This window comes from Vibrio sp. 2134-1 (genome assembly GCF_033339495.1).
Genome location: NZ_JAWOUS010000119.1, coordinates 577 through 1,123 on the forward strand (window position 1 = coordinate 577; position 547 = coordinate 1,123).

At 48.8% G+C, this 547-nt stretch carries 1 protein-coding gene and 1 pseudogene; both read left to right on the plus strand.

Annotated elements, in window-relative coordinates; translation table 11 throughout:
- Positions 1–133: pseudogene (locus R7R78_RS24285) on the plus strand (hypothetical protein); the annotation flags it as partial.
- Between the two features lie 9 nt (positions 134–142).
- The coding region (locus R7R78_RS24290; RefSeq protein WP_225474396.1) for a spondin domain-containing protein at positions 143–547 on the plus strand (405 nt) is incomplete at its 3' end.

Here is a 547-nt window from a genome sequence, read left to right on the forward strand (position 1 = left end):
GAGCAACGACAAGGTTCACATTCATCCGGGTAATTTGGGTGACAGCGATCCGGCTGGTGGCAAGAGTGATCTCGATAGCAGTCATCATCGTTGGTTAAACCCAGTTGCAACCATCACAATTGTTGTGAAGTAAGGAGGAGGTATGAAATACAAAATCTTACTGGTAGCGGCCTCTGTCGGAGTGCTCGCTGGTTGTCCGAATGATGACGATAATGATGTCGCGAAGTCATACCGATATACGGTGAATGTCGAGAACTTAACGGCGAATCAACCGATGTCTCCGCTGGCGGTGCTGACTCACAATAGCAATTTTCAGCTATTCGAAATTGGTCAAAGTGCGTCGGTTGAGTTAGAACACTTAGCCGAGGGTGGCAGCAATGCCGAGCTGATTGCTCTGATGAACAGTGACGACAACGTCTACCAAGGTGTCTCTGGTAACGGTTTGCTGCTGCCGGGCTCATCGGACGAAGTCACCATCACAGTCAATCCTCATCGTTATGGTTATTTGTCGCTGGCTTCGATGCTCGTGAACACTAATGATGCCTTT